This window comes from Aquimarina brevivitae (assembly GCF_004216895.1).
Taxonomy (GTDB): domain Bacteria; phylum Bacteroidota; class Bacteroidia; order Flavobacteriales; family Flavobacteriaceae; genus Aquimarina; species Aquimarina brevivitae.
This window is the reverse complement of the sequence record NZ_SGXE01000002.1, coordinates 791,284-817,594: the sequence shown is the minus strand read 5'-3', so window position 1 is coordinate 817,594 and position 26,311 is coordinate 791,284. Positions and strand designations below refer to the sequence as shown.

Here is a 26,311-nt window from a genome sequence, read left to right as displayed (position 1 = left end):
CTATCTTAAAATTAATTGGGTCGTACCACCCTACCTGAAGGCTCTTGTGTGTTCGGTAGCATAGTGTACGGATTATCAGCACCTGTCATTGCTCCTACGTTGACACTCAATGGCCGAATAAAAAATGGAGCCGGGTCTCTATCTTCAAAGGGTTCAATAGTAATAAATACGGTTCTATTAGTAACATCAGCAGGAAAAGTAACTCCTGTAAGTGGTATTTGGCTTGGTAAAATTAAAAAGTCCTCACCAGGATAATTAGGTACTACACCTCCTGATCCTCTGAAAAAATTGGCATCATCTGTGGCAGCTGGATCATCAAATGTACCGGTGGAAACGGTTCTATTACCAAAGTTAACCCACCCTTCATATTTCCAACCAGATCCCAAGGCTGGTAAACTTAGACCTGGTGCAGTTAATCCTTGACTAAACCAAACACCGAACTGGTCGTTATCTGGGTCATCATCGGTATACGTAGCTAAGTGTAATTCTCCACTAACATTGGCTAAATCTCCAACCACAGAATCAAAATCCAATGTCGCAGAGTTTCCATTAAATGTTCCTGACAAGACCACTGCATCTGATGGTAAGTTATCATTGTCGCCCACAGCCTCTACAGTGATATAAAAACCTGAAGCATCTTGAGCATCTGACTGTAATACCGTAAGCGCTATAGTTTGGTTGGGATTCGTAAATTTGGCTGTGGGTTTTGATACGCCATCTACAACCAACCAACCTTGATATGAGGTCCCGCCTGTTAATGTTTCTAATCCAATGGTATCGACATCAAGCGTCACTACAGGAGGCCCATCATCTTTGGAACAAGATTGAACTATAACAACTAATAATATTAGTACAGCAAGCAGTTGTTTCTTCATAATTTTATGTTTTTAAGTTGAATTAACAACTCAATATGTTCTATAAAATTGTAAAAAACTAACGTTTTATGAAACTTTTATAGTAGTTAATTTTCAGGTTTTGTAGCTTCTCTTTTAAACAAATCGACGTAGGCATTACCTAAATTAGTAATGAGGTCTCCCGCAATTAAGGATTCATAACCTTTCTTGGATGCACCAATATCTCCTGCTCTGCCGTGTAAGTAAGTACCAAATATAGACGCTTGTAATGGATCGTATCCCTGAGCAATCAACCCTGTTATAACCCCCGTTAATACATCACCACTACCCGCAGTAGCCATACCTTGATTACCTGTACTATTGACATACAAATTATTACCTGCAACCACTATACTATAGGCACCTTTAATTATCAGTATACAATGATATTTTTTTGAAAATGCTTTAGCCTTTTCGATTTTTTCAAAATCGTGCTCCCAGCTACCTACTAAGCGTTCTAATTCTTTAGGATGAGGCGTCAAAATAGCATTTTCTGGTATCAATTCTTTATAATTATCATTTTTAGCCAAAATATTAATTGCATCGGCATCAATAACTAATGGAGATTTATTTTGTTCTAAGAATTTAATAAATGCTGTTGTAGTTTGATCAGAAGTACCCAACCCCATGCCAATACCAATAGCATTATGCGATATTGAGATATCAATAGTTGTAATGTTTTTTTCTCCATCCGTGATCACCATAACCTCAGGGTTAGATGTTTGTAACGGTATATAGCCACATTCAGGTACATATGCGCTTACTAAACCTGCACCTATACGAAGTGCAGCTTTACTTGCTAATATGGTACTACCAATCTTTCCATAGCTCCCACCAATAATTACCGCATGTCCATAAGTCCCCTTATGAGAAAACTTGGGTCTTGGTTTATATAAAGTACTAATTTCTCTTTTATGAAATAATAACGCTTGAGGATTTACCTGGTGAAGAAAATCTTTATCCAATCCAATATCTATAACTTCGAAGTTTTCGGTATACTTACCTGTTTGCGGTAAGAAAAACACCATTTTCGGAGATTGAAAGGTGACTGTGGTAGAAGCAACAATTACAGCATTTGGATCATCTGGTGCTTTATCTGAATATAAACCAGAAGGCACATCCACTCCTAATGTAAAACAACGTGCTTCATTAATATGTTTCACCAAATCCACAACCCAAGAGACCATGGGACGGTTCAATCCAATCCCAAAAATCGCATCGATAACCATATCTTGTCTAGCAATTTTTGGAAAATCTTCCTCAGACCTTAACTGAATAGGCCATTCTTTGCTCATGCTTTTAAGCCGATCATAATTGTCTAAAAACTCAGGTGAACGATGCTCACTAAAGTTTACTATGTATGTCTTAACAGTATATCCATGCTCTAGCAATAATCTTGAAATAACTAAGCCATCTCCCCCATTATTTCCTATTCCACAAAATACGTGTATCAGTATCGGGGCACCTTTTAATTTTTGATGAATAGAATTAAATACCTGTGAGGCTGCTCGCTCCATTAAGTCAAGTGAACTTATCTGCTGGTTTTCTAAAGTAACCTGGTCAGCTTCTTTTAATTGATTTGCTGATAATATTTTCATATATCTTTAATTATTCTTTAACAAAAGAGGGACAAAATTATGAACCTAATAAAAATTTAAGGTTTTTGATTGATTAATTTTGTCTAAAATTAAAAAATTATACATTTGATAACCTAATAAATGGTAGACAAATGATAACTACTTCATCAATAATAGCTGTACACCTACATGCCGCTTTATATAAAAAGCAGGACACTATTATTATGACTACTACCATTACCCCTAGGGGTTAATTTTCTATATATACCATCGTATACTAGTAGTAAGTTACCTTAATGGTAACCGAACATTACTTTAGTCAACTATTCACTTAAAAAAAATAATAATGAACGTTCTAAAATTTGGAGGTTCTTCTGTTGCCAACGCTGCCAATATCAAAAAAGTTATTGATATCATTGATCAACAATCACGAGATCAAAAAGTGTATGTCGTGGTATCCGCTTTTGGAGGAGTTACCGATTTACTTTTAAAAGCAGGAGAAAAAGCCGCTAAGGGCCAGGAGTCCTATAAAGAAATTATAAATGAGATTGAAGATCGCCATATTTCAGCTATCAAAGATCTTATTCCTATTGCAGTGCAAAGCCCTGTAATCAGTAAAATCAAAGCAGAAATAAATACATTAGAATCTCTGTGCGAAGGTATTTTCTTACTCAATGAATTGTCTCCCAAAACATCTGCGGTGTTAGCTAGTTTTGGAGAAATACTATCATCGTACATATTGTATCACGCTGCCAAAGCAAAAGACGTTACTATCCAATTAAACGACTCACGAGATTTTATCATTAGAAATAATAATAGTCAGGTAGGCATTAATTATATAGAGACAAATAAACGTTTCTCAGCATACGATACTACTACTTCTGGTGATGTACATTTATTTCCTGGTTTTATAGCTAAATCAGAAAATGGAGACCCCACTACCTTAGGTCGAGGTGGATCTGACTATACCGCAGCTATTATAGCAGCAGCTTTAGAGGCTGAAGAGCTTCAAATATGGACAGATGTAAGCGGTATGTACACAGCTAACCCTAAGCTTGTAAAACAAGCAAAACCAGTGGATCATATGTCATATCATGAGGCTATGGAATTATCACATTTCGGTGCCAAAGTAATTTATCCCCCAACTATACACCCCGTTTTAGATAAAAATATTCCAATTCATATCAAAAATACTTTTGAGCCAGAAGCAAAAGGGACCTTAATAACCCGATCTGTTGATAATCAATTAAAGCCCGTGACGGGTATTAGCCATATAGATGATATATCCATTCTTTCATTAGAGGGAAGCGGAATGGTTGGTATACCAGGTTTTTCAAAAAGACTATTTGAGGCTTTATATCTCGAAGGCATTAATGTCATTTTAATTACACAAGCCTCCTCAGAACATTCTATATGCCTGGCGATAGCAGCTGAGGTTGCTGCAAAAGCAAAAAAAGTGCTTGATGCTACTTTTGAATTTGAAATTGATAAACATAAGATTGAACCAGTAAAGATTGAAAACGATGTGGTTATCGTTGCGCTAGTCGGAGATAATATGTACCATCATCAAGGTATCAGTGGTAAAATGTTTAGTACTCTTGGTAAAAACAATGTAAATATTAGGGCGATTGCTCAGGGAGCATCTGAGAAAAACATCTCAGTAGTTATCGCTAAAAAAGATATCAAGAAAGCCTTAAACACCTTACACGAACGTTTTTTTGAGGTAAAAACCAGACAATTAAATTTATTTATTACAGGGGTTGGTAATGTTGGAGGTAAACTAATCGATCAATTGCAGCAACAACGAAAATATTTAAAAGATAATCTCCGCCTCAAAATTAGAGTTACTGGACTTTCTAATTCAAAAACAATGATTTTTAATGAAAGTGGTATCGATTTAACACAATGGCAGGTCTTACTAGCCCAAGGACAACAATCCGATCCATCCCAATTTTTTGAAAAAGCAAAAGAATTGAATCTTCGTAATTCTATCTTTGTCGATAATACTGCTAACGAAGCCATCGCCAATGTGTACAAAAATTACTTGCAAGAAAGTATAGCTGTGGTTACTTGTAACAAAATTGCTTGTGCAGATGCTTATGCCAACTATAATGAATTAAAAGATTTATCTCGCAAGTACAACGCCTCATTTTTATTTGAAACCAATGTAGGAGCTGGTCTTCCTATTATTGATACGCTCAATAATCTTGTGGCTTCCGGAGATAAAGTTCATAAAATACAAGCGGTGTTATCGGGTAGTCTCAACTTTGTTTTTAATAATTATAAAAAAGGTGAACGCTTTTACGATATTGTTAAACAAGCACAGCAGGAAGGATATACAGAACCTGATCCACGAATTGATCTGAGTGGTGTTGATGTGGCCAGAAAAATATTGATTTTAGCACGAGAGAGTGGGTATATTTTAGAACTAAATGATATCGAAAATGACTCCTTTTTACCAAAGGAATGCCTCGAAACCGACAGTGTAGATGATTTTTTTAAATCTTTACAAGGCTTCGAAGATCATTTCAGTACATTACTCGAGGAAGCTGATGCCAAAAATAGTAAGTTAAAGTATGTGGCACAATTTGAAAATGGCAAAGCTAAAGTCGGTTTACAATTCATACCCAAAGAACACCCTTTTTATAACCTTGAGGGGAGTGATAATATTGTATTATTCTTTACAGAAAGATACCCTATTCAACCGCTACAAGTAAAAGGAGCCGGAGCAGGAGCTGAAGTTACTGCCTCAGGAATTTTTGCGGATATTATTAGACTAGGAAAGAATTAATCCATGAAGCAAATAAAAATTTTTTCGCCTGCTACTATTGCCAATTTATCATGTGGATTTGATGTCTTAGGTTGCTGTTTGGACACTATTGGAGATGAAATGAAGGTTTCGTTAACGGACACTCCGCGGATTAGTATTGAAATCATCAATGGTGCTAACCTTCCCACAGATCCTGAAAAAAACGTGGCCGGGGTAGCAACTAAGGCGCTTTTAGAGCATTTAGGGAAAAATGTTGGTGTCCATATTACTATCACAAAAGGAATTAAAGCTGGTAGTGGAATAGGCAGTAGTGCCGCTAGCAGTGCCGGAGCTGTATGGGCGGTTAACCAAATACTAGGAAGCCCCTTAAAAGCTAAGGAGCTCATACCTTTTGCAATGGAAGGAGAACGTGCGGCTAGTGGTAATGCCCATGCGGATAATGTAGCCCCTGCCCTTTTGGGAGGCTTTACTTTAGTGCGAAGCTACGATCCTCTAGAAGTAATAGGACTGCCCTCACCCGCCGATCTTTATGCTACAGTGATTCATCCGCATATCGAAATTAAGACTTCGGATTCTAGGTCGGTGCTTAAAAAAAACGTAACCCTAGAACAAGCCATTACGCAATGGGGTAATCTCGGAGGTTTAATTGCTGGTTTATATACGAATGATTACGGGTTAATTGGTAGAAGCTTAAAGGATGTTATTATTGAGCCTCTACGCAGCATACTCATCCCTGCATTTAAAGAAGTTCAATATGAAGCTGTTATAGCAGGAGCTCTGGGCTGCGGTATATCTGGGTCTGGGCCATCCATTTTTGCATTGAGTAAGGGAAGAGAGATAGCCCATAAAGTTGGACAATTTATGGGTGAAGTGTATGCAACTACAAAATTAGATTATGACATCCATATTTCGAAAATTAATCCCGAAGGAATACGAGTTATTCCGTGATTTTTCACATAAAAAAATAACACGTTAATGCTTAATGTTATATAACAAACAAATGAAATACTATAGCTTACATCATAACGCTCCTAAAGTAACTTTTTCTGAAGCTATTATAAAAGGAATTGCACCAGATAAAGGGTTGTACTTTCCTGAAGACATACATCCTTTGCCCAAATCATTTTTTGAAAATATTGAACAATACGATGAAGTTGAAATTGCCTATCAAGCCATAGCTCAGTTTGTAGGTAATGAGATTCCAGAAAATGACTTAAGAGCTATTCTTAAGGATGTTTTGAACTTTGAGTTCCCTGTGGTGGAAGTAAAAAAAGGTAGTATCGCCACACTCGAATTATTTCACGGGCCCACTATGGCTTTTAAAGATGTTGGTGCTCGCTTTATGGCGAAGTGTTTAGGATACTTCAACCGTGCTAATAAAAATAAAGTAAATGTATTGGTTGCAACCTCTGGAGATACAGGAGGTGCAGTTGCTAAAGGCTTTCTAGGAGTTCCAGGAATTGATGTAACTATTTTATATCCCAAAGGCAAAGTAAGCGACATACAAGAAAGGCAATTAACTACCCTAGGTAAAAATATTACTGCACTTGAAGTTGATGGTGTATTTGATGATTGCCAACGCATGGTAAAAACTGCTTTTATGGATAGTGATATCACGGAGAAAGTTCAATTGACCTCTGCCAATTCAATTAATGTTGCCAGATGGTTACCCCAGATGTTTTACTTTTTATTTACCTACAAACAACTCAAATCTAAAAATAAAGACCTGGTGCTTTCCGTTCCTAGTGGTAATTTTGGGAATATCTGTGCAGGAATAGTCGCATTTAAACTGGGATTGCCTGTTAAGCAATTAATAGCAGCCACCAATAGCAATGATACTATTGTTCGCTATTTATCAAATGGTGTATACGAGCCTAAACCTTCAATAGCTACATTGTCTAATGCGATGGATGTTGGCGACCCTAGTAATTTTATTAGAATCAACACACTGTTTAACAATGACTTAAACTTATTAAAGGAAAAGTTCACGGCTTTCAGTTTTAATGATGAGGAAACCAAAAAAGCCATAGAAACCTTATATACCACGTATAATTATATTGCGGATCCACACGGCGCAGTGGGATATCTAGGTCTTTTAAAATATGGTATTGCTGCCGATGAATACGGGGTATTTTTTGAAACCGCTCATCCAGTAAAGTTTAAAGCTATTGTAGAGCAAACAATTTCGCAAGAATTAGCTATACCAGAGCAAATACAATCTGTACTCCATAAAAAGAAAAAAAGCATTTCTATTCAAAACTATGAAGAACTAAAAAGGTTCCTTCTGTCATAGAGGAACCTTTTAACTGTTTTATTATTAGTTGAGAGTTATGCTTTTTTTTAATTAGTAGCATATGCAATCATTACGTTATATACAATTTCAGTAGTGGATGCTAAATATTTAAAATTCACCGTAGTATATTTATCATCTTCCTGACTTACAAAAGGAGAATTATCTGCATTCTTCAATTCGGCAGTTAAAGTAACGGTTTCATAACCAAAATTGGCAAAAAATCTACTTTCAGGTATTGCCACCATTCTTTTATAAATTGGTACAGGAGATTCAATACGATAAGATGATTCCAAACTTATATTAGAAGATAATAGTTCAATAGCTCTATCTTCATCATTATCCCAACCCATATAGTCAGCTCTATGCATAGAATGAACATTCCAACCTTTTTCTTTGATCAACTTAATAAACATACGTGTTCCTACTAAGTTTTCTTTCCACTGGTCAAAAAATACCACAATAAAGTTTTTATTTCTCTGCTCTAATTCTGCTAGTTTTTTAGCTGTGTAGAATGCTATCGCAACTCCTGTAGCATTGTGTACTGCTCCGGGACTATCTTTTACGGTATCATAATGTGCTGAGATAATAATATATTCATCACTACCATTGGTTGCAGGTATTTCTGCATACACATTAGTACCACTATACACATTACCACGTTTATCTTGCACGTTATATGTATTCTCTTCTGCCTTTAAACCAGCCTCTTCTAATTCGTCTTGTAAATAGTTAGCAACTAGTTTTCGCTCACTATCCGAATGACGACTATCAATAGTCTTCTTACCTTTGATAGGTAAATGACCCGTTAACTTTCCTACAATTTCTCTTTGGATGTTAATAATTTCTGCTTCTCTGATATCCTTTTCTGACTGAGAAAAACAAACTTGAAACGGAAGACCTAAAACAATAAATAGTAAAAGTGCTTTATACGTGTTATTTTTAAATATTTGCATTCTTTTCTCTTTTAACTCAAATTTATAAAACAATCTAAAATATTACAATTCATAATTATAAATGTGAAAAAGATTAGTTGTTTTAAAAATAACAAAAAGCATACCACTTTTTATAATTCATCTGTATAAATTGTGCGAAAGCTTGTTATCCCTGACGATTTCTTATATCCCCGTTATAAAAAACCTAGTGCGAAATTAGAAAATTTTGATTTAATAATCTATATTCTTATCAAATATAAATTAAAACCATTGATAAATTATGTATATAGCAGTGAAAATAATATCCAACACTAATTAATTTCCTAGTTTAGGGTAGTAATTCTTAAAAAAGTAAATACTTAGCCTACTTCATAAAAGAAGGCAGTCTATTCCTAACAATTAGTACCGTACTCAACTTTTAATTAATAATTCAGGGAACTATTACTCAAATCTAGGTCTCAGAAAATATTTATAATTACTTTATCCTTACAAAGAACAATCGGAACCGTGTTAAGGGTAAAGCTGCAAAAATAAAGCTTTAGCATAATTACCTAACAAACAAAGGAATAACACATTTATATAACTTGTAAGAACCTGAACAGCTAAACCTATTCGTTGTATTAAGATATACTTAATATTATTGAAAAGATTGTATAGCACTTTAAAGTTTGTTACTTTCGAGCTCGATTTTTTAAACCACATTTATCATTAATTATGAAGAATACTGCACTTACCGATACACACATAGCTTTGGGAGCAAAAATGGTTCCTTTTGCTGGATATAATATGCCGGTTTCTTATGAGGGTGTAAACGTTGAACACGAAACGGTTCGCAATGCCGTCGGTGTTTTTGATGTATCCCATATGGGTGAGTTTTTGATAACAGGGCCTAAGGCGCTTGAATTAATTCAAAAGGTAAGTTCTAATGATGCCTCTAAATTGGTGGATGGAAAAGCACAATACAGCTGTTTACCCAACAATGAAAATGGAATTGTTGATGATCTGATTATCTATAAATTAGCTGACGAAAAATATCTTTTGGTAGTAAATGCATCTAATATTAAAAAAGACTGGGAGTGGATAACTATTCATAACAGTATGGGTGCAGAAATGAGAGATTTATCCGACGAGTATTCTTTACTTGCTATTCAAGGTCCAAAAGCAGCTGAAGCCATGCAGTCATTAACTTCGGTAAAACTTAGCGAGATTTCCTTTTACAACTTTGTGGTAGGTGATTTTGCTGATATCCCTAATGTAATTATATCTGCTACGGGTTACACTGGTAGTGGTGGGTTTGAAATCTATTGCAGAAACACAGAAGTAAAGCAAATTTGGGATAAAGTATTAGAAGCTGGTGCTTCTTATGGAATTAAGCCTATTGGTCTTGCTGCAAGAGATACATTACGTTTAGAAATGGGATACTGTTTATATGGTAATGATATCACTGACCAAACTAGTCCACTAGAAGCTGGATTAGGTTGGATTACCAAGTTTACTAAAGATTTTATAAACTCAGAAGCTTTAGCAAAGCAAAAAGAAGAAGGTGTATCGCGCAAACTAGTAGGATTTGAGATAGAGGAAAGAGGTATTCCAAGAAAAGATTACGATATTGTAGATGAACAAGGTAAAGTGATAGGGGTCGTAACTTCTGGTACGATGTCGCCTTCGTTACAAAAAGCAATTGGATTGGGATACGTACCTAAAAGTTACGCTTCTCCTGGAAGTAATGTATTTATTCAGGTGCGAAAAAAATCCATACCAGCAACCGTAGTTAAATTACCATTTTACAAAGGATAAGACACATAATAAAAACAGATTTATGAAGTTTCAAGATTACGTTAGTAGGTGATTTTGAAACTTTTTTTTATACACTTATAAAAAGCAACATTTAGCAATTAAACAGTAACAATTTTTGAGTAAAGTCTTAATCATAGGAGCAAGTGGATTTATAGGCAGCGCCTTATATAAGGAGCTCAATTCCTATTTTGACACCTATGGTACCTATCATACGGATAATGATTTTTACGAAAAAAATCAAAAATTTTTTCAGTATGATATGGAGCTTGAAGATATCACTATATTATTAGATAATCTAAAGCCAAAGGTCATCGTTTCTGCTATACGCGGAAATTTTAATTCGCAATTGGACGCGCACTACCGAATCATAAACTGGATAACAAAACATAAATCAAAACTATTATTCCTGTCAAGTGCCAATGTTTTTGACTCCTTTAGCAATTATCCATCCTATGAATATGATAAAACGCTTAGTGAAAGTGTTTATGGCCGTTTTAAAATAAAGATTGAAAATGCCTTAATGCGCTTACCTACTAGCCGCTACGCCATTCTAAGAATACCGATGATTTTTGGGGCAAAAACTCCACGAGTAGAAGAATTGAAAATGCTCCACGACTTAAACGCCCCGATAGAGGTATTTCCAAATGTTATAATTAATGCCACTCATATTGCTAAACTCACCCAGCAAGTGCATTATATCATTAATCGCAATAAAAAAGGGGTATTTCATTTAGGGAGTACAGATTTATCATATCATTATGACCTGATTAGAGAGATTTGTGATATGTTAGCATTAGACGATCCAATTTATAAGCAAGTTTTTGACTCCAATAACGACAGATATCTTGCGGTGATACCAAAAGATAATATGTTACCCAAAAATTTGCAATTAACCATTGAAGAGGTCATTGAATCAGTTGTCATCAAACCCAAATAAATAGTAAGTTTTAGTTTAAAGTCATATGTCAACAGTAAAACATAAAATCATTTTGTTTGATGGGGTATGTAACCTGTGTAACGGAGCTGTAAATTTTATAATTAAGCGAGATAAGAATTCTATTTTTAGATACGCTTCTTTACAAAGTGAAATAGGTCAACAATTGACTTCAGAACGAGGTATTGATACCACTCAAATCGACTCTATCATTTTAATCGATCCTAATGAAGCCTACTATATCAAATCAACAGCTGCCCTGCAAATAGCAAAACAGCTGTCTGGATTCTATCCCTTGCTCTCGATTTTTTTGATTTTCCCAAAGGTTTTAAGAGATTGGATTTACGATTTTATCGCAAAGAATAGATATAAATGGTTTGGCAAAAAAGAACAATGTGTAATTCCAACTCCTGAGTTAAGGTCTTTATTTCTAGATCAGGACGCCTGAGTAAATTGCTGAACAGCCATAACTAATCTAAAGATGAGATTGGTTGTTCCTCTTCTGCCTTTTGAATAACTAATTCTGTAGATTCTTCGTTTATGGATGTAGTTTCACGTACTCTATTGTCGATTGTCTCTAAATGAAATATACATAGACAAACAACTGCAAATGCAATTAATAAAACGGGTAATACAAGCCTTTTCATAATAGTGAGTTATTTAATTTGGATGTGATACGTCAAAAGTAAATTATTGACATCGCTAAAATAAGGGGATGTTCACTAGGATTCAATAGGGGTTTTCCCCCTTTTTTTAGATAAGAATCAAACCAACTAGTAGATACAATCAAAAAAAACTAATACATAGAGTAGGCAAACAAATATGCTTAAAGCGACTATTGATTGCGTTAATTTGATTTAACCTAATGTAATCCACCTAAGTCCTGGAATTTTTCTATAAAGAAATGATTCTGTAAACGTATCGACCAGCCCAAGTTCACAGCTTTAATATGCAATGAATTTGAGTTATGTTACTACTTTAAAATCTAAAGGGCTAAAAATTTCATAAAAACGAATTATAATTAACTAGCTTGCTTTTTGTAGTTATCATCCCAGTCCTTCACATGGGGGTCACCGAGTTTGTCGACGCTTTTAGCTACCATCATAGATACCGCTGCATCCCCTGTAACGTTCACTGTAGTTCTGCACATATCTAATGGTCTATCAACGGCAAAAATTAAGGCTAATCCGGCTTCAGGAATACCTGCCTGACCTAACACGATAACCAACATTACCATCCCTGCTCCAGGAACTGCAGCAGAACCGATTGAAGCTAAGGTAGCCGTAACAATAATTCCTAGCTGTGCTCCTAATGAAAGATCCATACCAAAAGCTTGAGCAATAAATACCGCAGCTACTGCTTGATACAAACTCGTGCCATCCATATTTATAGTAGCACCAATAGGCAAAACAAAACTAGATACCTCCTTCTCAACGCCTAAATGTTCTTCTACTCTTTCCATAGTTACCGGTAAGGTAGCGGCACTAGAGCTGGTGGAAAATGCTAATAACTGCGCAGGAGAGATACCATTAATAAAAAACGAAGGTGTTTTTTTGGTAAATATCCAAACAAATAATGTATAGATACAAATCATCAATGCAAGACCGACTATTACACATACCGCATACATAGCTAAAGCAGCGAATAAATCTGCACTTGGAGATTCAACCACTAACGCAGCCAATAACGCAAATACACCATATGGTGCCGTGAGCATAATTAAGTCAATCAGTTTTAGAATAACCTCATTGAAGCCATCGAAGAAATCTTTAACCGGTTGTGCAGTTTTTTCGGGTATAAGAATTAAGCCGATACCAAAGAATATCGCAAAAAAGATAACCTGAAGCATATTTCTATTATCTCCGGCAGCGTTGAATATATTTTCAGGCACTAGATCAACCAACGCTTGTAATGGTCCCGCATCTTTTTGTTTCTGGGCATCTGCAATTTTGCTGTCGGCATCTCCTTTATAGTTTTCAACTAATTCATTACGGGTTTCTTCGGTAATCGTACTCCCAGGTTTTACAATATTTACTACCAATAAACCTATAGTAACCGCAATCACTGTAGTTACGATATAGGTAGCAATTGTCCTACCCCCCATTTTGGATAATTTAGAGATATCCTTTAGATCCGAAACTCCTTTAATCAAAGAGGCCAAGATCAGGGGTACAGCAATAAGTTTTAACGCATTGATAAAAATGGTACCAAATGGTTTTACCCAATCACTAATGATATCAGATCCCCATTCAAATCGCGAAAGTATAAGGGCAAATACAACCCCTGCTACCATTCCTATTAAAATTTGCCAGTGTAATGCAAGTTTTTTCATCTAAGCTTTCTTTTTTTTCCAAACAGCGTCGAAGATATGAATTATATTTGTAAACCTTAAAGACCTCGTAAATCAATCATCAAAGCAGCATAAAGATTCCTAAGAATTTTTGATCGATTCGATTAAAACCTAAAGTTTTAAGATTTTATGGTTTTGTTTAGTAAGTAGAAATCTAAAAGCACTAAGGCCGCCATTGCCTCCACAATAGGTACTGCCCTTGGCACTACACAAGGATCGTGTCTACCTTTACCTTGCATCACTACTTTTTCGCACTTATTATCTATAGTTTCTTGGTCCTGCATAATGGTTGCTACGGGTTTAAATGCTACATTGAAATAAATATCCATACCATTAGAGATGCCTCCTTGAATACCACCAGAAAGATTGGTTTGTGTACTGCCATCGGTATTGAACAAATCGTTATGCTGACTACCTTTTAATGAAGCGCCTTCAAAACCACTTCCATATTCAAATCCTTTAACCGCATTAATTGAAAGCATGGCTTTACCCAATTCCGCATGTAATTTATCAAAAACCGGTTCACCTAATCCTACGGGAGCTCCTTGTATGACACAACTTACAATACCTCCAACGGTATCCCCTTGTTTTCGTATTTCTTTAATGTAGCGCTCCATTTGTTCTGCTACCTCGGGGTCTGGACAACGCACGATATTTTTTTCGGTTTGGGCTAAATCTAATTCCGAATAGGGTTTATGCAACTTAAGCGGACCAACAGCACTTACATAGGCATTTATATTTACTTCTTGAAGTACTTGTTTTGCGATAGCCCCTGCGACCACTCTACTTGCGGTTTCGCGCGCAGATGACCGGCCTCCTCCTCTGTAATCTCTAACTCCATACTTTTGATCGTAGGTATAATCCGCGTGTGATGGTCTATAAGAGTCCTTAATATGAGCGTAATCTTTGGATTTTTGATTTGCATTTTTAATTACAAAACCGATAGGTGTACCAGTAGTAACGCCTTCAAAAATCCCAGAATAAAATTCAACTGTATCGGGTTCCTTACGTTGTGTGACAATTGCTGACTGCCCTGGCTTTCTTCTATCTAATTCAGCCTGAACGAACTCCATATCTATGGTTACACCCGATGGGCAACCATCAATAATACCGCCTATTGCAGGTCCGTGTGATTCTCCAAAAGTAGTGAGTTTAAAAAGCGTTCCAAATGTATTTCCAGCCATCTAAGTAGAATTTATAACAAATGTAAATTTTAATATTTAAAATCATAAGGCTTATTACATTTTAAAAGGATGATCCTGATATTTTACAACCGAGAAGCGTTACTAAACGATAGCTAATTAACTTCTTCTTAATGTGATATAATTAGATATAATATATCCTTAAAGTATACATAATCAATACATAACCGTAATGTCTCAAAAGTTGATCTAACTTTGACATATGAAAAAAAGAAATGTTGATGTAGTCGTAATCTCTGATGTTCATTTAGGAACCTACGGCTGTCAAGCAAAGGCATTGTTGCACTATCTTAATAGTATCAAGCCTAAACAACTTATTCTCAACGGTGATATTATTGATATTTGGCAATTTAGAAAACGCTATTTCCCTAAGTCACATTTAAAGGTTATTAAAAAAATAATATCCCTTGCTTCTAAGGAAACGGAAGTTTTTTACATTACAGGTAATCACGACGAAATGCTTAGAAAATTCAGCGATACCAAAATTGGAGATTTTCACATACTGGATAAATTGGTGCTAGAACTCGATGGTAAAAAAGCATGGTTTTTTCACGGAGATGTATTTGATGCCTCCATCCAAAACGCCAAATGGTTAGCTAAGCTAGGCGGCTGGGGGTATGATCTGCTTATCTTAGTCAATCAGGCCATAAATTGGTGCCTAGTTCGATGTGGTAAAGAAAAGTATTCACTATCCAAGAAAATCAAGAATAGTGTAAAAAAAGCAGTTTCTTATATCAATAATTTTGAAGATGTTGCCTCAGAATTAGCTATTGATAATCATTATGAATACGTAATCTGCGGTCATATCCATCAGCCTCAAAAAAGAATGGTGACTAACAAAAATGGATCTTGTTTGTACCTTAATTCTGGCGACTGGATAGAAAACCTTACCGCGCTAGAGTATCACCAAAAAGAGTGGACTTTAGTCCGTTATGAGGATCTATTAGTAAACCATGATGTACCACAACTTCAAGAGGAAACTGATGACTTAGTTCCTATTCCATTAGCAGAAATCATAACTTCAGCCTTTACTAAATAGCTTTACGCTCTATCGATACAATACCTATTTAAAATACTAATCGGGTGCTCGGCCTGTCGCTTGGTACCATCAACGATTTGATGTCTACAACTGGTACCTGGAGCTGCTATCAACACTTCTTTCTCTGCTTTTCGTACTGCCGGGAATAAGGTTTGTTCTCCAATTTGCATACTGATATCATAATGCTCTTTTTCATATCCAAATGATCCTGCCATACCACAACATCCTGAGGGTATTATAGTAACTTTAAAATTTTCAGGTAAATTCAATAGATCAAACGTATGCTTAATTGATGACAATGCTTTTTGGTGACAGTGCCCATGAAGTTTTATGGATTTTGCTTCTTTAGAAAATTGAGCTGTACTAATGTTTCCTTTCTTTAGTTCCGTATCCAAGAATTCGTCGATAAGAAAAGTGTTTTTAGCAAGATCCGTAGCCTTATCCTTATCATCAGCCAATCGTTTATACTCATCGCGTAGTGTCAGTATGGCCGAAGGTTCTATTCCTATAAGTGGTGTGTCTTCTGAAACTACTTTAGTTAACACCTCAATGTTATCATTAGCAATACTCTTTGCCTGATCTAATAAACCTTTGGAAATGAAAGTTCTTCCACTTTCTTTATGCTCCACAACAGAAACCTTATACCCTAATTTTGCTAACAGTTGAATGGCATCGATACCAATATTGGCGTCCAGATAATTTGTGAACTCATCTATAAACAAATACACCTCCTGTTTAGGAGATACTGGTTGTATAACACTTAAATTCTTTTTGATCCAACTTCTTAAAGATTGCTTAGAAACTGTAGGAAGACTACGTGATGAAGCAATACCTAAGGTTGATTTTAGTATACCAGAAGTAATTTTATTAGTAAAAAAGAAATTGGTTAAAGAAGGTAACTTGCTACCAATCGCATTGAATTTAGTATTGTAGGCAAACAATTTGGTTCTTAAAGAAGCTCCGTTAGCTTTTTGATATTGATATTCAAATTCTGCTTTTAGTGACCCTACATCAACATTAGAAGGACATTCACTACTACAGCCTTTGCAGCTTAGACATAAATCGAAGACTTCCTTTAATTCTTTATGATTAAATTTATTAGGTTGGGTACTATTGGTTAAAAACTCTCGTAATGTATTTGCTCTACCTCTGGTGGTGTCTTTTTCATCTTTAGTAGCTCTATAACTAGGACACATTGTTCCCCCAGCATCGACAGATTTTCTACAATCCCCACTCCCATTACATTTTTCTGCGGCTCTTAGTATACCCAAGGAGTCAGAGAAATCTAATAAAGTTTCAATTTGTGGTTCCTCTCTATCTATCTCATACCTTAATTTTTGATCCATAGGATAGGCATCTACAATCTTTCCTGGATTAAAAATAGTATTAGGATCAAAAGCAGACTTTATACTCTTAACGATTTGGTAGTTCTCTTCACCGATCATATATGGAATGTAGGGAGCTCTCACAATACCATCTCCGTGCTCACCACTCATGGACCCTTGGTACTTTTTAACCAAAACAGCGACGTCATCAGTAATTTGTTTGAATAGCGCTACATCTTCTTTTTTCTTTAGGTTTAAAATAGGGCGCAAATGTAATTCTCCCGCCCCAGCGTGTGCATAATACACAGATTGCTGTTGATGTTGCTCCATCAATTTGGTGAAATCATCAATGTAACCTGCCAAATCTTCAATAGCTACAGCAGTGTCCTCAATACAGGCAACTGCTTTTTTATCACCAACAATGTTTCCTAATAAACCTAATCCCGCTTTTCGCAATTCCAAGGCCTGGTCAATTTCCTTCCCACGAAGATCAGGGTTTGCATAACTATCGGTTTGTTCTTGAAGCGTTTTAAGAATTGCTTTATGCTGTTGCGCTAAATCCTGCGGATCATCAGATCTAAGCTCTAACATTAGTATTGCTTTTGGATCACCCAAAATAAAAAATCTATTCTTTTGCTGTTCAATATTATCCAGCGTACAGTCCAATATAGTTTTATCCATCATTTCACAAGTATAAAGCGAATGCTGCATTATGGGTGCCACAGCCTTCATACAAGCTTCAATACTATCAAAGTGCGCAGCAACCATTAAGGTTTCTGCAGGCGGCAATGGATCTAACTGTAATTTAATTTTTGTAGTAAAAGCAAGTGTACCTTCACTACCCGAAAGTAAATCACATAGGTTTATCTTTTTATTATTCGTTCCAAAAACTTCAGAATCTAGTAATTGATCAATAGCATATCCTGTATTTCTACGGTGAATTTCTGCTTTAGGAAAGCTATCGATTATACGTTGTTGGACCTCCTTTGACTGAAGCTCATTATACACCGTTTTATAAATACTACCTTCTAAAGATTTCAACTTTGTCTTTGCAGCAAACTCTGGCGCTGTGATGGATTCAAAAATTACCTCAGATCCGTCAGATAATAACGTTTCCATAGCTATGACTTTATCTCTGGTGACCCCATATTTTATGGAAGTAGTTCCGCTACTATTATTACCAATCATCCCTCCTATCATACAACGATTAGAGGTAGATGTATTAGGTCCAAAAAATAATCCATACGGCTTTAAATACCTATTCAGGTCATCGCGAATGACTCCAGGCTCTACCGTTACAGTTTTTTCCTTACTATCTAAATCGATGATTTGTGTAAAATGTCTGGAAACATCAACCACAATTCCATCTCCTACACATTGACCAGCCAATGAAGTACCCGCAGTTCTAGGAATAAGGCCAATTTTATGATCATTCGCAAATTGAATCAATTGTTTTATATCTGCTTTAGATTTTGGGTAACAGACCGCCAAAGGAATTCGACGATACACAGAGGCATCCGTAGCGTATAAGGCTTTAGTGAGCTTATCAAATTTTAATTCTCCTTCTAATTGATTTGCTAAATTGAGTAATGCATCATTACTATTCATAAAAATCTTGTTTGGCTAATGAGTCTAGAGCAACGGGTCTTCTAAAGTTGGTGTCAAAACAAATGAAACTATCTGTTCCTGCAACACCATCAATGCGGTGTACTTGCTCATAGAGGATTTCTCTAAGATGGTGATTATCCACCGCAAATATTAATATAAATAACGCATAGTTTCCGGATACGTAATTACACTCTAAAATCTCTGGAATCTTTTTTAGGCCTTCCACTACTTCTTCAGCATAGCGTGCTTCTCGCAATCGGATCCCTACATATGATTTTGTTCTGTACCCAATCTTGCGTTCATTAACTACAAACTCTGCATTATCAATTACCCCTTTCTTTTTAAGTTTTTTGATACGTTGATGCACTAAAGAATTTGAAATTTTTAGATCTTCAGCGATCTGCGAAAAAGGTTTTCGGGCATCTTCTCGTATCTGAAGTAATATTTGTTGGTCTATATAATCAAAATGGTTCATTACCTTGAATTTGAATAGCTTTTGATGTCATTTTTTTATATTTCAAAAATTGAAATTTTAAAAAATGATTAAAAAATAAACTATATAGTGTAAAAATGATTTTTATATTTAAAATATAATGTCAAAATTAATAATTTTGTCTTAAATAAAAACATTTTTATTCTAATGAAAACAAATGAAGTTTTTGAAAAATTATGGAATCAGTATTCAAAAAAGACCCCTTCTGCCCAGAAGGTAAAGGATCTTTTTGAGCGTGAAGGAAATACTGTATTCAATGATCATATTGCGATACGAACTTTCAATGATCCACGAGTGGCTATTGAAGTGTTAGCCAAACCATTCATTGCTATGGGCTATGAACCTATAGGTGAGTATACATTTGAAGCAAAAAAATTGTATGCTAAACATTTTGAACTCAAAAACGATCCTACTGCACCTAAGATTTTTATAAGCCAATTATTAGTTGAAGAGTTTTCTTTGAAGTTACAGGAAAGGGTAAAAGCAATTTTGGATAGCCTACCAAATACTGCATTTGAGCAAGAAGATTTAATTGTCAAAGGATGTTTATGGGACACTCCTTCCTTTGAAATTTATCAAGAGTTACAAGCAGAATCTGAATACGCAGCCTGGATGTACGTCAATGGATTCTGTGCCAATCACTTCACCGTAGATGTTAATAAACTAGCAACATTTGATAGCCTGGAACAGGTAAATGAATTTTTAAAAACTAATGGTTTTAAAATGAATGCTTCTGGTGGAGAAATTAAAGGTACACCTGATCAATTATTAGAACAATCCAGTATTTTAGCTGACGTCGTTCCTACTAGTTTTAAGGAAGGGACAAAAGAGATCACTTCTTGCTATTATGAATTCGCATATCGTTACCCAAAAGCTGATGGAGAGTTATTTACAGGATTTATTGCTAATTCTGCTGACAAAATCTTTGAAAGCACGGATATGAAACTACAATCCCCTAAATAATATTAACAAAATTTTAAGTTTGTAGATCTCATATCAATTCGATTATGACGTTATCTTCGATATAATTATAAACTTAACACAATGATGAAACGCATACTATTTATTGCTGGTTTTGTGTTGGCCACCGTGGGCTCAATACAAGCACAAAGTATTTCGAAACACGCTTTAGGGGTTCGTTTAGGAGACAACGACGGTTTTGGAGCAGAAATTTCTTATCAACTTGGAATCGGTGAAAATAACCGATTGGAGTTCGATCTAGGATGGAGAGATTTTGATGGAGGAAATGCAATTAAAGTCGCAGGAATTTACCAGTGGGTATTTAACCTAGATAAAGGATTTAATTGGTATGTAGGTCCTGGAGGTGGATTTGGTATTATTGATTTCGATGATGATTTCCCAGGAGATGATGGCAGTGATAGTTTTATATTCCTGGCCGGAGATATTGGTATTGAGTACAATTTTGATATTCCTTTATTAATATCCCTAGATTTAAGACCTGAAATTGGTTTTGGAGACTATAATGATGACTTAGATTTTGATATAGGATTAGGGATTCGATATCAGTTTTAATCCATTACTGAAGCTACAGCATAGTTCTTTATAGAACGAAATCTTAAAATATATTGTTCCTAAGTAGGTATCATTGCTTTTTCATAAAGTTTGATGTACTTAGGAACAATTTTATTTATATCAAATTTAGAAGCTTGTTGAAAAGCTCCCATCTTAAAGTTTTCTAAGGTATCATCATCCTTTAAAATCTTTATCGCATTAGCCGACATTTCTGCAATATTACCCACATCGCTTAGGTAACCGGATATACCCGGCACATTGACTTCTGGTATCCCACCAGTATTACTGGATATCACAGGAACTTTATTAATCATAGCCTCCAAAGCTGCTAAACCAAAGCTTTCACTCTCCGAGGGTAGTAAGAATAAATCTGAAAAACATAAGATCTTTTCCACCTCATTACTATTACCAAAAAAGATGACTTTTTCTTTTAAGCCCAATTCTTTTGATCTCTGCTCTGCTTTTAGACGTTCTGGACCATCACCCACCATTAATAATTTTGCAGGTAATGTTTTTTGAATATTATAAAAGATATTAATGACATCCATTATGCGCTTTACCGGTCTAAAATTACTAATATGTGTAATAATTCGTTCTTCATCCGTTGCCATTAAACCTCTTTGACATTCGGAGATATCATTTTTCACCAGGGACACATCAATAAAGTTAGGTATTACTTCGATTTCTTTTTTAATATCAAAAAGACGCAGCGTATCATCTTTTAAACTCTGTGATACCGAAGTGACTATATCACTTTTATTAATACTAAAGGTTACTGCGGGCTTGTAAAAAGGATGATTACCAACTAACGTAATATCTGTACCGTGCAGGGTGGTAACCATAGGAATGGATACTCCTTCTTCCGCTAACATTTTCTTCGCCATATATCCCGCATACGCGTGTGGTATTGCATAGTGCACGTGTAAAACATCAATCTTATATTTCTTAACCGAATCCACTAACTTACTAGATAAGGCAAGTTCATAGGGTTGATAATGAAAAAGTGGATATTCTGGAACCGTAACTTCGTGAAAATGAATATTTGGACTCAATAAATCCAATCTTACTGGCTGTTTATAGGTTATAAAATGGACCTGATGATTTAACTTAGCAAGTGCAATACCTAATTCCGTAGCAACAACTCCACTACCTCCAAAAGTAGGGTAACAAACAATGGCAATATTCATTAAAGAAGTTCTTTTGCTCGCAATGTACTGGAAAAAGCAGAATAGATTTGTTAAAAGTATAGTAAAAAGAAGCAGGTCATAAGCCGGATTCTGTCTTCTATGTAGAAGCCCTTATCATTTATCTAGCCTTGTCATTACTAACAAGATCGAACCGCCTACCCTCCAGCATTGGGCGTGCAACCCTCAAAAGCTGGTTTACATGGCGTTGCACCGCATAGAGTTTACCTGATTTCACTACAGCATTACCTGTACATTCTTTCTGTTGCACTTGTCCTCGCCTTTCGACGGACGGGTGTTACCCGCTATACTGCACTACGGTGTCCGGACTTTCCTCTCTTTCATTACTGAAACAGCGATAAGGTGACCTGCATCTTATGTTAAAAAGATACTTTAATAATACTAACTACAAAAATATTGAAGCCTTAATTATGCTACATTATTTATTTAAAGATTTAAAATAGGCTTTGCGTTGTTCCAAGCTATCTATTTTAGTCCTAACGAGGTTATGCGAGTTACGATGCATAGCCATAAAATACTGCTCAATACTATCACATTTGACTAAAACCTTTTCAATTTCACCTTTTTCTTTGTCAAAATCAGATTGACTGATTTTTTTACGTTTTAATTTTTTTTCTAGTTTTTTTAACTCTTCTTCCTTCACTACCTTAGTTTCTTTGGCTGTTTTAACCTCTGGTGATAAGGTCATTGCTCTTGCACTTGAAATGATTAACATTTGTAGCGAATCTTTATGCTTTTCTATTAACGTTTCTAAGTTAACGATAGAATCTTTAACGTTTATCGCTATTTCCTCTTGTGCGCTTGTTGAAGTAGCTACTAATAATGTTATCCCCAATACTATGAATGCAATATTTGTTTTCATAAAACTGACTATTTAGTGTAAAAAAGCGCAAATATAGAATTAAAATGTATACCTATGTTATGTTTTATTTTATGCGCTACGACCTTTGTTAATAACTACTCTATAAAATAACCCCTTCAAAATTAATTTTTAGTCTTCAATTTATAAATTTGTATCGATGGAGCATTTTATTGTATCAGCCCGTAAATACAGACCTCAAACATTTAAAGATGTTGTGGGGCAGCAGGCTATTACCAATACATTGCTAAATGCTATAGAACACAACCATCTTGCACAAGCTTTACTTTTTACTGGACCTCGAGGGGTAGGAAAAACTTCTTGTGCCAGGATTTTAGCAAAAACTATAAATCAAGAAGGGCACGAAAACCCTGACGAGGATTTTGCTTTCAATATTTTTGAGTTAGATGCAGCTTCAAACAATTCCGTTGATGATATCCGTAGCTTAATTGATCAGGTTCGTATTCCTCCGCAAGTTGGTAAATACAAGGTATATATTATTGATGAGGTGCATATGCTATCTCAAGCCGCCTTTAATGCCTTTTTAAAGACTTTAGAGGAACCACCAAAGCACGCTATTTTTATACTGGCCACGACGGAAAAGCATAAAATAATACCAACCATCTTATCTAGATGTCAAATATTTGATTTTAAAAGAATCACCGTCACCGATGCCAAAAATCATTTGATGGATGTGGCTAAACAAGAAGGTATTGACGCAGAAGAAGATGCACTACAGATTATTGCACAAAAGGCTGATGGTGCTATGCGCGACGCACTTTCAATCTTTGATCGGGTGGTGAGTTATAGTGGAGACACCTTAACACGCCAGGCCGTTACTGAAAATCTAAATGTACTGGATTATGAAACGTATTTTAGTGTAACGGATTTAATAGTAGATGGAAATATCCCTGAGTTACTCCTAGCGTTCAATTCAATTTTAGCTCAAGGTTTTGATGGTCATCATTTTATATCCGGTCTAGCTTCTCACTTTAGGGATTTACTGGTCTGTAAGGATCCTGCTACTATACAATTATTAGAAGTTGGAGATCAGACCAAACAAAAATATGCTGAGCAAGCTACCAAAACTTCAAGATCTTTTTTAATCAAAGGCATTGAGCTTGCTAATGATTGCGATCTAAAATACAAATCGAGTAAAAACCAACGACTGCTCGTAGAACTTTGCTTGATGCAATTGGCTTCAATCCTTACCACACCGGAAGGAGAAAAAAAAAAAATGACCAACCCTACATAATTCCACCCTCTTACTTTAAGAATAAAGGAATCACACCCGTAAAAGTTACGCTTCCGAATAAAAGTGAAGAAAGCCAATCAGTAGAACGTCAAACAAGTCCTCCTAGTAAACCGGATGAGATAGAAAATACATCGGACCCTATAGCTTCAACGATGCCAACCACGCCAGTAGTTGATATCAAGAAACGAAAAGCTTCAGGACTATCTTTAAAAAGTATAAAAAAGAAAAAAGAGTTTGAAAAGAGTAAGACCAATAATGTAGTTGATCCAAAAAGCTTACCTACTGAAGAATTTACAGAGTCTGAAATGCAAGCTGCATGGGTAGCTTACGGAAAAAAACAGGATAAAAAGGGAGAGCGCATTCTAGGGTCAATGTTTGCTATGAATATTCCGGAGCTCAGAGATCAAAAAATTGTGGTTACCTTACCTAACCAGTCTATGAAAGTAGACTTAGAAAATGCCTTACCTAGTTTTTTTCAATACCTCTATAAAAAGCTCAATAATTATAGCATCGAACTAGAAATTGAGGTGAATGAAGAAGCTTCAAAAAAGTATGCCTTTACGCCGCAAGATAAGTATGAAAAGCTAAAAGAAAAAAATCCACTGATTGATAAATTAAGAAGCACCTTTGACCTTGACCTGTAGAGTATAGTTAATGTATTTATTATCTTTGCAAAAAATTAACTATAATGCTTGGTTTAAAATTACCTACAGACCCTAGATGGATTAATATCGTTGAAAAAAATATTGAAGAGATCCTTACAGATCACGCTTTTTGTGAACAAAAGGCAGCCTCCACAGCAATTTCATTAATTGTTAGCTTTCCAGAATATACCGATCTTGTCCAGGAAATGGTTAAATTGGTGAAGGAAGAAATTAGCCATTTTAAGATGGTGCATGATAAAATTATTGAAAGAGGATGGATATTAGGTCGAGAACGAAAAGACGAATATGTAAATCAATTATTGCGATTTTTTCCCAAAGGAGGTAGTAGAACGGATCAATTAGTTAATCGTTTATTGTATGCTGCTTTAATCGAAGCTAGAAGTTGTGAACGTTTCCGATTGTTATCAGAAGAGCTAACGGATAAAGAATTGGCTGAATTTTACAGAAGCCTAATGGTAAGTGAAGCAAACCACTATACCATGTTTCTTGGTTTTGCGCGTCAATATGGAGACCGAACTCAAGTTGACCAAAAATGGCAAGATTTACTACACTTTGAGGCGGAAATCATGAAAAACCTGAGTAAAAAAGAAACGATCCACGGATAAATTTTGCTGTTCTTTTAGAAACCTTTAAATAATTTATATTTCGGAAATAGCTACTGCTAAGGTTGATTCAATGGCTATTTAGCCTTTAAATTTATTGTTATAAAGCGATTTAATTATTCCATCTGCTAACCCAATTTTTGGAACGAAGATCTTACTGGCCCCACTCCACTTCATGGCAGAAAGATAAATTTTTGTAGCTGGGATGATTACATCCGCTCGATCTTGATTTAAGTTTAGCTCCCAAATGCGTTCTTCGTAAGTATAAGAATTTAACAATTTAAAATAGGAGCTTAAGTAAAGATACGTCAATGGTTTTCCTATTTTCTTACCGCTGGTTTTAAAAATATTATTGATATTCCCTCCAGAACCAATTAAAGAAATATCATCATAAGTAGCGGTTTGACTCTTTATCCAAGTTTCGACTTCTTTCCAGGTTTCATCACCCACTAATTCATTCAATAATCTTACTGTTCCAAGCTTAAAAGATTTTGAAGCAATCGTTTTGCCGTGATCATAAAGGGTAAATTCTGTGCTCCCTCCTCCAACATCTACATATAAATAGGTAGTATCCGAATTGATCAGTTCATGTAGATCAGTTAGTGCGATAATGGCAGCTTCATTTTTACCATCAATGATATCAATCTCAATACCTGTTTTTTCTTTAATCAGCTGTACCACTTCTGCTCCATTGGTTGCTTCTCGCATCGCTGATGTAGCACAGGCCTTATATCTGGTGATTTTATGTGTTTTCATTAGTAATTGATAGGCCTGCATAGTATCGATTAGTCTTGCTATATTTTCATCCGATACTTTTTTAGTTACAAAAACATCAGCCCCTAACCGAATAGGAACCCTTACCAAACTTGTTTTCTTAAACCGAGGAGGTTTGTCTTGATGCTCGTGTACGCTATTGATTAATAGTCTAATCGCATTAGACCCAATATCAATAGCTGCATATTTTTCTATAGTTAACAAA

Annotated in this window: 20 protein-coding genes, 1 other RNA gene and 1 pseudogene; 11 read left to right on the top strand and 11 right to left on the bottom strand. The window is 35.5% G+C overall.

From position 1 onward, the window contains the following. Nucleotides 1-11: 11 nt before the first annotated feature. Together EV197_RS11345 and EV197_RS11340 are read right to left on the bottom strand one after the other, a co-directional pair. Nucleotides 12-875, bottom strand: coding sequence for an anti-sigma factor (locus EV197_RS11345; RefSeq protein ID WP_130286875.1), 864 nt, complete (start codon nt 873-875; stop codon nt 12-14). 86 nt (nt 876-961) lie between these two features. Then, on the bottom strand, nt 962-2,491 hold the full coding sequence (locus EV197_RS11340) for an NAD(P)H-hydrate dehydratase (RefSeq protein WP_130286874.1): 1,530 nt from the start codon (nt 2,489-2,491) through the stop codon (nt 962-964). 325 nt (nt 2,492-2,816) lie between these two features. Between EV197_RS11340 and thrA the strand changes: the two genes are divergently transcribed. The 3 genes from thrA to thrC are packed head-to-tail and all read left to right on the top strand — an operon-like array spanning nt 2,817 to nt 7,533. Beyond that, nucleotides 2,817-5,261: a bifunctional aspartate kinase/homoserine dehydrogenase I gene (thrA, locus tag EV197_RS11335; protein WP_130286873.1), complete on the top strand. Its 2,445-nt coding sequence runs from the start codon at nt 2,817-2,819 to the stop codon at nt 5,259-5,261. Between the two features lie 3 nt (nt 5,262-5,264). After that, a complete protein-coding gene (locus EV197_RS11330) occupies nt 5,265-6,188 on the top strand; it encodes a homoserine kinase (protein ID WP_130286872.1) in 924 nt (307 codons plus the stop codon). Between the two features lie 52 nt (nt 6,189-6,240). Continuing rightward, nucleotides 6,241-7,533, top strand: coding sequence for a threonine synthase (gene thrC / locus EV197_RS11325; protein ID WP_130286871.1), 1,293 nt, complete (start codon nt 6,241-6,243; stop codon nt 7,531-7,533). A gap of 47 nt (nt 7,534-7,580) precedes the next feature. Here thrC and EV197_RS11320 read toward each other — a convergent pair whose 3' ends face one another. Then, nucleotides 7,581-8,486 carry a M28 family metallopeptidase gene (locus tag EV197_RS11320; RefSeq protein ID WP_130286870.1) on the bottom strand — a complete coding sequence of 302 codons (906 nt, stop codon included), beginning with the start codon at nt 8,484-8,486 and terminating at the stop codon, nt 7,581-7,583. Nucleotides 8,487-9,179: 693 nt separating this feature from the next. Between EV197_RS11320 and gcvT the strand changes: the two genes are divergently transcribed. The 3 genes from gcvT to EV197_RS11305 all read left to right on the top strand — a co-directional run bounded on the left by gcvT (nt 9,180) and on the right by EV197_RS11305 (nt 11,644). Then, the gene (gene gcvT / locus EV197_RS11315) at nt 9,180-10,262 is read left to right on the top strand and encodes a glycine cleavage system aminomethyltransferase GcvT (protein WP_130286869.1); all 1,083 of its coding nucleotides are present in this window, start codon (nt 9,180-9,182) and stop codon (nt 10,260-10,262) included. A 115-nt stretch (nt 10,263-10,377) separates the two neighbouring features. Next, entirely contained in the window at nt 10,378-11,199 is an 822-nt protein-coding gene (locus EV197_RS11310) for a sugar nucleotide-binding protein (RefSeq protein WP_130286868.1), read from the top strand. 25 nt (nt 11,200-11,224) lie between these two features. Continuing rightward, nucleotides 11,225-11,644: a thiol-disulfide oxidoreductase DCC family protein gene (locus EV197_RS11305; protein ID WP_130286867.1), complete on the top strand. Its 420-nt coding sequence runs from the start codon at nt 11,225-11,227 to the stop codon at nt 11,642-11,644. A gap of 573 nt (nt 11,645-12,217) precedes the next feature. Here the strand turns inward: EV197_RS11305 and EV197_RS11300 are convergent. Beyond that, entirely contained in the window at nt 12,218-13,528 is a 1,311-nt protein-coding gene (locus tag EV197_RS11300) for a dicarboxylate/amino acid:cation symporter (RefSeq protein WP_130286866.1), read from the bottom strand. Between the two features lie 137 nt (nt 13,529-13,665). After that, a complete protein-coding gene (gene aroC / locus EV197_RS11295; RefSeq protein ID WP_130286865.1) occupies nt 13,666-14,730 on the bottom strand; it encodes a chorismate synthase in 1,065 nt (354 codons plus the stop codon). A gap of 220 nt (nt 14,731-14,950) precedes the next feature. Here aroC and EV197_RS11290 point away from each other — a divergent pair, with 220 nt between their 5' ends. After that, complete coding sequence (locus tag EV197_RS11290; protein WP_130286864.1) at nt 14,951-15,787, top strand: UDP-2,3-diacylglucosamine diphosphatase; 837 nt, start codon at nt 14,951-14,953, stop codon at nt 15,785-15,787. A 2-nt stretch (nt 15,788-15,789) separates the two neighbouring features. Here the strand turns inward: EV197_RS11290 and EV197_RS11285 are convergent, their stop codons facing one another. Together EV197_RS11285 and EV197_RS11280 are read right to left on the bottom strand one after the other, a co-directional pair. Continuing rightward, nucleotides 15,790-18,720, bottom strand: coding sequence for an FAD-binding and (Fe-S)-binding domain-containing protein (locus EV197_RS11285; protein ID WP_130286863.1), 2,931 nt, complete (start codon nt 18,718-18,720; stop codon nt 15,790-15,792). Next, nucleotides 18,713-19,195, bottom strand: coding sequence for an Lrp/AsnC family transcriptional regulator (locus tag EV197_RS11280; RefSeq protein ID WP_130286862.1), 483 nt, complete (start codon nt 19,193-19,195; stop codon nt 18,713-18,715). Before EV197_RS11280 ends, EV197_RS11285 begins: the two co-directional genes overlap by 8 nt. A 165-nt stretch (nt 19,196-19,360) precedes the next feature. Between EV197_RS11280 and EV197_RS11275 the strand changes: the two genes are divergently transcribed. Then, nucleotides 19,361-20,176, top strand: coding sequence for a DUF1338 domain-containing protein (locus EV197_RS11275; RefSeq protein WP_130286861.1), 816 nt, complete (start codon nt 19,361-19,363; stop codon nt 20,174-20,176). Nucleotides 20,177-20,260: 84 nt separating this feature from the next. Continuing rightward, nucleotides 20,261-20,746: a hypothetical protein gene (locus EV197_RS11270; protein WP_130287108.1), complete on the top strand. Its 486-nt coding sequence runs from the start codon at nt 20,261-20,263 to the stop codon at nt 20,744-20,746. Nucleotides 20,747-20,805: 59 nt separating this feature from the next. On the opposite strand, the gene bshA is transcribed toward EV197_RS11270, so the two are convergent. From bshA to EV197_RS11255, 3 genes are all read right to left on the bottom strand, one after another. Further along, complete coding sequence (gene bshA, locus EV197_RS11265) at nt 20,806-21,933, bottom strand: N-acetyl-alpha-D-glucosaminyl L-malate synthase BshA (RefSeq protein WP_130286860.1); 1,128 nt, start codon at nt 21,931-21,933, stop codon at nt 20,806-20,808. A gap of 64 nt (nt 21,934-21,997) precedes the next feature. Then, an RNA gene (gene rnpB / locus EV197_RS11260) (RNase P RNA component class A) lies at nt 21,998-22,305 on the bottom strand. Nucleotides 22,306-22,369: 64 nt separating this feature from the next. Then, on the bottom strand, nt 22,370-22,813 hold the full coding sequence (locus EV197_RS11255) for a hypothetical protein (RefSeq protein WP_130286859.1): 444 nt from the start codon (nt 22,811-22,813) through the stop codon (nt 22,370-22,372). Between the two features lie 157 nt (nt 22,814-22,970). Between EV197_RS11255 and EV197_RS11250 the strand changes: the two are divergent. Together EV197_RS11250 and EV197_RS11245 are read left to right on the top strand one after the other, a co-directional pair. After that, a pseudogene (locus tag EV197_RS11250) lies at nt 22,971-24,709 on the top strand (DNA polymerase III subunit gamma/tau). 44 nt (nt 24,710-24,753) lie between these two features. Then, nucleotides 24,754-25,335 carry a MiaE family protein gene (locus EV197_RS11245; RefSeq protein ID WP_130286858.1) on the top strand — a complete coding sequence of 194 codons (582 nt, stop codon included), beginning with the start codon at nt 24,754-24,756 and terminating at the stop codon, nt 25,333-25,335. Nucleotides 25,336-25,413: 78 nt separating this feature from the next. On the opposite strand, the gene EV197_RS11240 is transcribed toward EV197_RS11245, so the two are convergent. Further along, a complete protein-coding gene (locus EV197_RS11240) occupies nt 25,414-26,310 on the bottom strand; it encodes a Ppx/GppA phosphatase family protein (RefSeq protein WP_130286857.1) in 897 nt (298 codons plus the stop codon). Nucleotide 26,311: the final 1 nt, after the last annotated feature.

Excerpts from the sequence above, each read along its gene's own strand:
- EV197_RS11345 (WP_130286875.1), bottom strand. The coding sequence starts at position 875 with ATGAAGAAACAACTGCTTGCTGTACTAATATTATTAGTTGTTATAGTT.
- EV197_RS11340 (WP_130286874.1), bottom strand. The coding sequence starts at position 2,491 with ATGAAAATATTATCAGCAAATCAATTAAAAGAAGCTGACCAGGTTACT.
- thrA (WP_130286873.1), top strand. The coding sequence starts at position 2,817 with ATGAACGTTCTAAAATTTGGAGGTTCTTCTGTTGCCAACGCTGCCAAT.
- EV197_RS11330 (WP_130286872.1), top strand. The coding sequence starts at position 5,265 with ATGAAGCAAATAAAAATTTTTTCGCCTGCTACTATTGCCAATTTATCA.
- thrC (WP_130286871.1), top strand. The coding sequence starts at position 6,241 with ATGAAATACTATAGCTTACATCATAACGCTCCTAAAGTAACTTTTTCT.
- EV197_RS11320 (WP_130286870.1), bottom strand. The coding sequence starts at position 8,486 with ATGCAAATATTTAAAAATAACACGTATAAAGCACTTTTACTATTTATT.
- gcvT (WP_130286869.1), top strand. The coding sequence starts at position 9,180 with ATGAAGAATACTGCACTTACCGATACACACATAGCTTTGGGAGCAAAA.
- EV197_RS11305 (WP_130286867.1), top strand. The coding sequence starts at position 11,225 with ATGTCAACAGTAAAACATAAAATCATTTTGTTTGATGGGGTATGTAAC.
- EV197_RS11300 (WP_130286866.1), bottom strand. The coding sequence starts at position 13,528 with ATGAAAAAACTTGCATTACACTGGCAAATTTTAATAGGAATGGTAGCA.
- aroC (WP_130286865.1), bottom strand. The coding sequence starts at position 14,730 with ATGGCTGGAAATACATTTGGAACGCTTTTTAAACTCACTACTTTTGGA.
- EV197_RS11290 (WP_130286864.1), top strand. The coding sequence starts at position 14,951 with ATGAAAAAAAGAAATGTTGATGTAGTCGTAATCTCTGATGTTCATTTA.
- EV197_RS11285 (WP_130286863.1), bottom strand. The coding sequence starts at position 18,720 with ATGAATAGTAATGATGCATTACTCAATTTAGCAAATCAATTAGAAGGA.
- EV197_RS11280 (WP_130286862.1), bottom strand. The coding sequence starts at position 19,195 with ATGAACCATTTTGATTATATAGACCAACAAATATTACTTCAGATACGA.
- EV197_RS11275 (WP_130286861.1), top strand. The coding sequence starts at position 19,361 with ATGAAAACAAATGAAGTTTTTGAAAAATTATGGAATCAGTATTCAAAA.
- EV197_RS11270 (WP_130287108.1), top strand. The coding sequence starts at position 20,261 with ATGAAACGCATACTATTTATTGCTGGTTTTGTGTTGGCCACCGTGGGC.
- bshA (WP_130286860.1), bottom strand. The coding sequence starts at position 21,933 with ATGAATATTGCCATTGTTTGTTACCCTACTTTTGGAGGTAGTGGAGTT.
- EV197_RS11255 (WP_130286859.1), bottom strand. The coding sequence starts at position 22,813 with ATGAAAACAAATATTGCATTCATAGTATTGGGGATAACATTATTAGTA.
- EV197_RS11245 (WP_130286858.1), top strand. The coding sequence starts at position 24,754 with ATGCTTGGTTTAAAATTACCTACAGACCCTAGATGGATTAATATCGTT.